This is a genomic window from Flavobacterium sp. (genome assembly GCF_035760125.1).
Taxonomy (GTDB): Bacteria; Bacteroidota; Bacteroidia; order Flavobacteriales; family Flavobacteriaceae; genus Flavobacterium.
The window spans coordinates 1-8,831 of record NZ_DASTTN010000526.1; the positions used below are offsets into that span (position 1 = coordinate 1).

Below are 8,831 nucleotides of genomic sequence, written 5' to 3' on the forward strand. Positions count from 1 at the left end.
ACTCTATTGTGCATATAGCCTGTTTCATTGAGTTGGCGCATTCCTGCATCGACCATAGGATAACCGGTAGTTCCAGTACACCAGCGCTTGAAATCTTCCTCGTTGTTGCGCCACTGAATTCCATCATAAGCCGATTTGAAATTATGAGTGACTACTTTAGGAAAGCTAAATAGGATTTGCATAAAGAATTCCCGCCAAATCAATTCGCTCAAAAAGACATCGTTTTTTCGAGCCGCCCAATTGACTAATTTTCGGATGCTTACTGTTCCAAAGCGTAAATGGGGAGAAAGATACGAAGTGCTGTCCATAGCTGGAAAATCGCGAGTTTCGTGGTAATTTTCAATCTCCGTGAGGTTATAAGGAATTACTTTTATATCATTTTCCTCAAAACCTATTTGTTGCAAAGACGGAAAATCAAAAAGATTTTTATGAAAATTGAATAAGTAATTTTGTGTCACATACTCTTGATGCGGTGCCAAGGATTTGTATTTTTCCAACCATTTATTTTTGTACGGCGTATAAATGGTATAAGGCAATCCATCGGATTTTGTGATTTCGTTTTCTTCAAAAATGACTTGATCTTTAAAAGAAAAACAAAGAGCATTATTTTCTTTTGCCAATGCTGAAATGGCTAAATCTCTCTTAATAGCATAGGGTTCATAATCTTTATTGAAGAAAACTTCCGAAATGATAAACTCTTGAAAAAGGGATTTCCAAACTTCTATTGTTGTTCCTTTTTTGATTAAAATTGAACTCTCAACGGCATTCAATTTTGTATTTATTTTACTGAGTGATTCGTGTATAAAACCAACGCGTGCATCATTTTTTGGTAGGCTATTCAGAATATCAGTATCAAAAATAAACAAAGGAATGACAGGATGCTCAGATTGCAATGCATGATACAACCCCACATTATCTTCGAGACGCAAATCGCGTCTGAACCAAAAAATAGATACTTGCTGTTTAGCCATTATTTTAAATTAAAAAGTTCATTAACTTTTTGAGAACGATAATCAAAGATTTCATTCAGTTTATTCTTGACGATTAAAACATTCATAATTCGTCCCAAAAAACCCAAAGGCAATGCATAATGAATTATATCGATCATTTTGACTCCATTTGCAGTTGCTTCAAAAAAATGTTTATGATGCCAAAAACTATAGGGGCCAAAACGTTGGTCATCTATAAAATAAGCTTTGTCTTTAACCTGAGTAATTTCGGAAGTCCAACTTAATTTTAATCCCAAAAGAGGTGAAACTTTGTACTGAATAATTTGTCCTGCATACATGGATTGGCTGTCAAAATCGGTGATTTGAAATCCCATAGACACAGGAGTTATTTTTTGCAAATTCCTAGGATTGGAAAAAAATTCCCAACATTCATCGAGTGATGCATTAATGTGTTGGACACTTTCTTTTTTATATATTTTCATTTTTTCTATCAATTATTTTCATCAAAACTAAACTCATCAACAACATTGTAAAAGCATAACCAAAATCTTCAACTGGTATTGTTCCCAATCGAATGCCTAAATTCTCTTTATCATTATAAAAAACAACTGGTTCCTCTATAAAACTACCGGTCAGAATTCCATTTACGAGTAAAAACGGAATCAAAATGATTAAAAAAGTAATGAAATAGGTTTTTAAAATCGCCGAAAACTTAAAAACGGCTATTGTTAAAACAATTATAAACAAACTAAGATTTACAAAAGTGTACCATCTATCATAATTAAATGCTACGATAGGAATCGTAACAAACATCAAAATCCAATAAATCCTTTTTACGACAGTATCGCTTAAAGCCACATTCGGTAAGAAATACTGAAAAGAAAAATGAATAAATATACTGGCGTAAGGGATGCAAATAAAAAAAAGCCACTCTTCTATTGGCAAACCAAAAAATTCTATCCCAGAATGATATCTTGGATTGAAGCTCCAAACTCCCATTTTGGTAAAAATAATATCCCAAATAATAAAAAATGACGCAGTAATAATCAAAGAAGAGATTATGACTTTCCAACGTTTACTATATTTCATTCTTTTTTCGAAACTATACAGAAACGGAATCAAGAAGGAAGCAATATTCAAAAAAAGGTATAATGACATCTTAGATTTTATAATATTTAAAAGGCACGAACAACATTCCAAAACATTCCCCATCCTGTTTTCCCAAATGTTTATGATGCACTTTGTGAGCCTTACGCAAGCCAACTAAATACTTATTTTAGTTCTTTTGAACCACTTAAAACGTTGATGAATCAATACGTCGTGAATCATAAAATAACAAAAACCATAAGAGGTTATGCCTAGGGCGATGAAAAACAAATAATTCATTCCGCCTTGCACTCCAAAATAAAAAAGAACAATACTGGGTGTGGCAAAAATCAGAAAGAATATATCATTTCGCTCGAATGTATGCTCATATTTTGGTTGATGATGATCGGCATGAAAATACCACATCAGTCCATGCATAATGTATTTATGCGTGAGCCATGTAACACATTCCATGAATAAAAAAACACCTAAAAAAATCAAAAAGGAAATCATATTATTTTATTATATTAAAAAATTATGCAAATTTTCCTAAACTAACTTAAGCTTGTAAGATACGAATGATTGGGCCAACAATCCTGCTTTGGAATAATTAGAAACCCGAATTCTTGTATTCCCAATTTCGTTACAAGGTGTGTGCGCCAGTTTTTTGAGCAGTTTTTTGTAATAAACATAAGCTGTGTAAACGCCAAATTTGGCTTCCAAAGGTAATTTTATAATTCCTTGATAGGCGATTCTAAAATCTTCCTCAATTTCCTCGATTATTGCTTTCTTCGACTTTTCATCAAAAGATTTTAAATTGACTCCAGGAAAATAATTACGATTCAATAGTAAATTATCATCTTTTAAATCCCGAAGGAAATTCACTTTTTGGAAAGCAGAACCCAATCGCATAGCTTGGTCTTTTAGCTGATTGTATTTGGTTTCATCCCCTTTTACAAATACTTTCAAACACATCAATCCCACTACATCGGCAGAACCGTAAATGTATTCGTTGTATTCCTCTTTGCTGTGATAATCAGACTTGATTAAATCGAGTTTCATGCTTTTGAGGAATGATTGAATCATTTCGTCAGTAATATTATAATCCTTTACCGTTTGCTGAAAAGAATTCAAAATCGGATTCAAACTGATACCCGCTTTCATGGCTTTGTAATACTCAGTTTCAAAGTCATTGATTAGATCTTCTTTGTCATAACCGTGAAAAGAATCTACAATTTCATCAGCAAAACGTACAAATCCATATACACTATAAATGGCATTGCGAATACTGGGTGCCAACATATAAACCGCCATAGAAAACGAAGTACTGTAATTCTTGGTTACCAATTTACTGCACTTAAAGGACACATCATCAAATAATTGTTTCATGACTATTGATTTAAAAGTTGTTTTACTATTAATTCAGATACTAATTTCCCAGAAATTAATGCGGGAGGAACTCCGGGCCCGGGAACAGTTAATTGTCCAGTAAAATATAAGTTTTTCACTTTGGAGCTTTTGAGTTTTGGTCTCAAAAAAGCGGTTTGCAAAAGCGTATTTGCCATTCCGTAAGCATTTCCCTTATATGAATTGTACTCCGAAACGAAATCATTTTTACAGAAAGATTGTTTAAATATGATATTTCTTTTTACGGTTTGTTGGGTTATAATTTCGAAACGTTCAATTATTTTATCGAAATATTCATCTCTTAAGACTTCGGTATCTTCTATTCCGGGAGCTAGAGGAACCAGAAAAAAACCGGATTCCATACCTTCTGGCGCAGCGGTTTTATCCGTCAATGATGGGAAATTGGCGTAAAATAAAGGTTCTTTTGGCCATTGTGGTTCATCATAAATATCTTTGGCATGCTGTTCAAAATCAACATCAAAAAACAAAGCGTGATGCGAAATATTCTTTATTTTTTTATTAAAACCTACATAAAACAATAAAGACGATGGAGCAAAAACTCGGCTATCCCAATACGCTTTCGAATAGGCACGATGCTCTTCATTCAATAAGGTTTCGGTATGATGATAATCAGCCCCACTCAAAATGATATTGGACGGAATCATTTTTCCATTGACCACAATTGAACGAGCTATTTTATTTTCGACATTTATTTTTTCAATATTGGCATTGGTTACAAAAGTTACGCCCAATTCTCTAGCCAGACTTTCTATTGCCCGAACTACGTCAAACATACCAGTTTTAGGATGCCAAGTTCCCAAACCAAAGTCTGCATAATTCATAAAACTATAAAACGAAGGCGTATTAGATGGTTTGGCGCCGAGAAACAAAACAGGAAATTCAAGAATATGAATCAATCTCTTGTTTTTGAATTTCTTTCTAATGTCTTTACTAATATTACTAAAAAATTGGCCTATTTTCTTAGCAGTTTCAACAGTTACCAATTCCAAAGGAGAAACACCTGGACGATACACTAATTCTTTGATAGCAATATCATAATTGTTTTTGGCTTCATACATGAACTCCTTTAACACTTGACCACTTCCTTTTTCAATAGCTTCAAAATCTGCCACAATTTGAGGTAAATTATCAGCAATGGCAATAAAATCATCAATATCATAATAAACTCGGTACGCTGGGGAGAGTTTTATTAGTTCATAATAATCAGTTGTTTTTTTACCAAAATCAGCAAAAAAACGTTCAAAAACATCGGGCATCCAATACCAACTGGGTCCCATATCAAAAGTAAAACCTTCAGCTTTCAATTGGCGCGCTCTGCCGCCTATTGAAGCATTTTTTTCATAGATTGTCACTATATGACCACTTTGTGCCAAATAGCAAGCCGCAGCCATTGCCGAAAATCCAGAACCTATTATTGAGATTGATTTTTTCATTTGTTTAACAAATGTACAAAAATCTTAAACAAAAAATCAAACCTTTTCTACTAAATCTGAAATAGAATTAAAAACTTTAACATCATTAGGAATTAAATCTTGATCAATGTACTGAGTCATTCTACCTATTAGCCAAATTTCTGAATGATCACCCAACAACTGGGAACCCATATCAGCAACATAATCGTTAACAAGGCTCATTTCGGGTTGTATCGTAAAATAAGAAACATAAACAATTGAACCATAATACTTCTTTAACTCTTTCAAATTACCAATTGGCATACTTTCCCCTAGATAAATAACCTTATGTCCTTTGGATACAATCTCATAATGCAAATACATCAATCCTAATTCATGAATTTCATTAAGCGGAAGTGCCAATACATAAGCTTTATCCGATTGTACTTTTCTTTCGTTTTCAATTTTTTCAATATTTACAAGTACTTTTTTTATTATCAAACAACTAATAAAATGCTCGTGGGCAGGCATTATTGTATCCGTTTGCCATAATAAACCAATATCCTCAACCAAAGGAATAAATACTTGATGAAAAATTTCCCTAAATGATTTTTCTTCCAGTAGCCAATTATAGGTATTCGAAAAAAGCTCTTGATCAAAATTCATCATAGCCATCTTAAAAGCATTTAAAGCATGGTTTTTTGAGTTTTTATTTGAAACAATATCACGAATCATTTCAACTATCTTTTCATCGGTAAAGGTTGAAATTTTAGAAATTTTATACCCATAATCACATAACAGAGTAATATTCAACAATTTTTGCAGACTTGACAAAGAATACAAACGTACATTAGTATCGGTACGCATGGGCTGCAGAATATTGTATCGTTTTTCCCAAATTCGAATTGTATGAGCTTTAATTCCCGAGAGATTTTCAAGATCCTTAATACTGAAAATATTTTTTACATTGTTCATCTATCCATTATATTTATTAAACAAATATAACTTTATTTTAAACTAAACTTAAAACAAAACAACCCCTTAATTTTAAAATCTCTATAATTTCATTGAATAGCTATATTTTTTATAACTTATTTCTTTATCAAACCTTAAATTTCGTAACCCCTAATCCCCAAATTCTCTTTATATTTGTGCCTTTCGAAAAAACAACATAAAATGACTACTCTAAACGAATTGAATGCTATATCACCAATCGACGGTCGTTATAGAAATAAGACATTATCACTAGCTCCTTTTTTCTCTGAAGAAGCATTAATCAAATACCGCGTATTAATTGAAATCGAATATTTCATTGCTTTATGCGAAGTGCCTTTGCCACAACTAAAAAACGTAAACCCTAATTTATTTGGAAGTTTACGTGACATTTATAAAAACTTCTCTACCGAGGATGCTCTTTGGATAAAAGAGACTGAAAAAGTAACCAACCACGACGTAAAAGCGGTTGAGTATTTTATCAAAGACGCTTTTGAAAAACTAGGTTTATCAGAATATAAAGAGTTTATCCACTTTGGATTAACTTCTCAAGACATTAACAACACTGCAATTCCACTTTCAACAAAAGACGCTTTTGAGAAAGTATATATGCCGTCGTTAATTACTTTGACATCCAAATTAAAAGAATTGAGTCAAGAGTGGAAAGATATTCCAATGCTTGCCCGTACCCACGGACAACCAGCTTCACCAACTCGTTTGGGTAAAGAAATTGCTGTTTTTGTGGAGCGTTTGGAAGAGCAGATGCGTTTATTATTTAACATCCCGTTTGCAGCCAAATTTGGTGGAGCTACCGGAAACTACAATGCACATCACGTGGCTTATCCACAAATTGACTGGAAACAATTCGGAACCAAATTTGTTCAAGAAAACTTAGGACTACATCATTCTTTTCCAACAACACAAATAGAGCATTATGATCATTTTGCAGCTTTTTTTGATGCTCTAAAAAGAATCAACACTATCATTATTGATTTAGACCGTGACATTTGGACATATGTTTCAATGGAATATTTCAAGCAGAAAATTAAAGCGGGAGAGATTGGATCATCGGCTATGCCACACAAAGTAAACCCAATTGATTTTGAAAACTCTGAAGGAAACTTAGGAATTGCCAATGCAATTTTCGAACATTTATCCGCTAAATTACCAGTTTCAAGATTGCAACGTGATTTGACAGACAGTACCGTTTTGAGAAACATCGGCGTACCAGTAGGTCATACTTTAATCGCTTTTGAAGCTACCTTGAAAGGTTTGAATAAATTATTATTGAACGAATCTAAATTTCATGAAGATTTAGAGAAAAACTGGGCTGTTGTAGCCGAAGCGATTCAAACTATTTTAAGACGTGAAGCCTATCCAAATCCTTATGAAGCATTAAAAGGATTAACTAGAACCAACGAAGCAATTGACAAAAATGCAATTCACGGTTTTATCGCAACACTTGATGTTTCTGAAGAAATAAAAGCAGAACTAATGCAAATCACACCAAGTAATTTCTTGGGGATTTAATAAGTACCATACTATTTTAATTAAAAGCTGTCCTTTTTAGGGTAGCTTTTTTTTTGTGGCTAAAATTAAATAACAAAAAAATCAAACCATATAGAATTTTCTTTTTTCGTAAATTAGCCATAAATGGTTTTTACTCAAAAACTGTTTCAATAATAAACAACAATGCCACTTTATGAGTCAATTTACAGAAGTATCAGAAACCACAAGCCATTTAAACCCTTTGATCAGTGATTTAGGACTCATCTTAATAACTGCAACTGTTGCTGTTCTAATATTTAGAAAACTCAAACAACCTTTGGTATTGGGTTATTTGATAGCGGGATTTTTGGCGGGTAACCATTTTGATTTTTTCCCTTCTGTCAAAGAGATTAAAAGCGTGGAAGTTTGGGCCGAAATTGGCGTTATCTTTTTACTGTTTAGTTTAGGACTAGAATTTAGTTTCAAAAAATTAATGAAAGTAGGCGGAACAGCGTCTATCACCGCAGGAATACAAATTGTAAGCATGTGTATTCTGGGATATGCCGTTGGCCAATGGTTGGGATGGCCCAAAATGGACAGTATCTTTTTGGGGGTAATTCTCTCTATATCATCGACCACAATTATTTTAAAATCATTTGATGAATTGGGCGTTAAGACGCAAAAATTTGCGGGAATTGTAATTGGCTCTTTAATCGTTCAAGACATACTGGCTATATTAATGATGGTTCTATTATCAACGGTTGCCGTGAGCAACCAGTTTTCTGGTGGTGACCTTTTGATGTCAGTATTAAAACTACTCTTCTTTCTCGTGCTTTGGTTTCTGGGAGGGATTTTTATCATTCCAACAGTACTCAAAAAAACCAAACATTTACTCACCGACGAAATGTTGCTCATCATTTCGCTTGCACTGTGTCTGATGATGGTTGTTCTTGCCGCAAATGCTGGTTTTTCACCTGCACTTGGTGCTTTTATAATGGGATCCATCATTGCCGAAACTACACAAGCCGAACATATTGAACATTTGGTGAAACCTGTAAAAGACTTATTTGGTGCCGTATTTTTTGTATCGGTTGGTATGTTAATCAATCCTGATGCTTTGTATCAACATGCCATTCCTGTCATCATTCTTTCTTTTGTAGTTATTTTTGGCCAATCCATCAGCTCTACTGTTGGTGCCATATTATCAGGACAACCGCTTAAAGATTCAATCAGAACCGGGATGAGTTTGTCACAAATTGGGGAATTCTCCTTTATCATTGCGACTTTGGGAGTAACCTTAAAAGCAACCAATTCTTTTCTGTACCCAATAGTAGTAGCAGTTTCAGCGGTAACAGTATTTACGACTCCGTTTATGATTAAATATTCACTCCCTTTTTCAGAATATTTGGCACATAACTTACCCCGAAAATGGACCAAACGAATTGAACGCTATTCAGCCAGTACACAAGCGATAAAAACGGTTAGTTTATGGCAA

At 33.6% G+C, this 8,831-nt stretch carries 8 protein-coding genes and 1 pseudogene; 2 read left to right on the top strand and 7 right to left on the bottom strand.

Annotated features, from left to right (window positions below):
• The 7 genes and pseudogenes from VFS71_RS18750 to VFS71_RS18780 form a co-directional block, all read right to left on the bottom strand.
• On the bottom strand, positions 1 to 971 hold a 971-nt coding region (locus tag VFS71_RS18750; protein WP_326403170.1), incomplete at its 3' end, for a cryptochrome/photolyase family protein.
• Entirely contained in the window at positions 971 to 1,432 is a 462-nt protein-coding gene (locus VFS71_RS18755) for an SRPBCC family protein (RefSeq protein ID WP_326403171.1), read from the bottom strand. The genes VFS71_RS18755 and VFS71_RS18750, both read right to left, overlap by 1 nt.
• Positions 1,419 to 2,108: a lycopene cyclase domain-containing protein gene (locus tag VFS71_RS18760; protein ID WP_326403172.1), complete on the bottom strand. Its 690-nt coding sequence runs from the start codon at positions 2,106 to 2,108 to the stop codon at positions 1,419 to 1,421. The genes VFS71_RS18755 and VFS71_RS18760 overlap by 14 nt, the downstream gene beginning before the upstream one ends.
• Before the next feature lies 1 nt (position 2,109).
• Positions 2,110 to 2,549 (bottom strand): annotated as a pseudogene (locus VFS71_RS18765) (carotene hydroxylase).
• 36 nt (positions 2,550 to 2,585) lie between these two features.
• Positions 2,586 to 3,425: a phytoene/squalene synthase family protein gene (locus VFS71_RS18770; RefSeq protein ID WP_326403173.1), complete on the bottom strand. Its 840-nt coding sequence runs from the start codon at positions 3,423 to 3,425 to the stop codon at positions 2,586 to 2,588.
• A 2-nt stretch (positions 3,426 to 3,427) separates the two neighbouring features.
• Entirely contained in the window at positions 3,428 to 4,897 is a 1,470-nt protein-coding gene (locus VFS71_RS18775; RefSeq protein ID WP_326403174.1) for a phytoene desaturase family protein, read from the bottom strand.
• Between the two features lie 36 nt (positions 4,898 to 4,933).
• Entirely contained in the window at positions 4,934 to 5,830 is an 897-nt protein-coding gene (locus VFS71_RS18780) for a MerR family transcriptional regulator (RefSeq protein ID WP_326403175.1), read from the bottom strand.
• A 201-nt stretch (positions 5,831 to 6,031) separates the two neighbouring features.
• Between VFS71_RS18780 and purB the strand changes: the two genes are divergently transcribed.
• Together purB and VFS71_RS18790 are read left to right on the top strand one after the other, a co-directional pair.
• On the top strand, positions 6,032 to 7,378 hold the full coding sequence (gene purB, locus VFS71_RS18785) for an adenylosuccinate lyase (protein WP_326403176.1): 1,347 nt from the start codon (positions 6,032 to 6,034) through the stop codon (positions 7,376 to 7,378).
• Positions 7,379 to 7,550: 172 nt separating this feature from the next.
• On the top strand, positions 7,551 to 8,831 hold a 1,281-nt coding region (locus tag VFS71_RS18790), incomplete at its 3' end, for a cation:proton antiporter (RefSeq protein ID WP_326403178.1).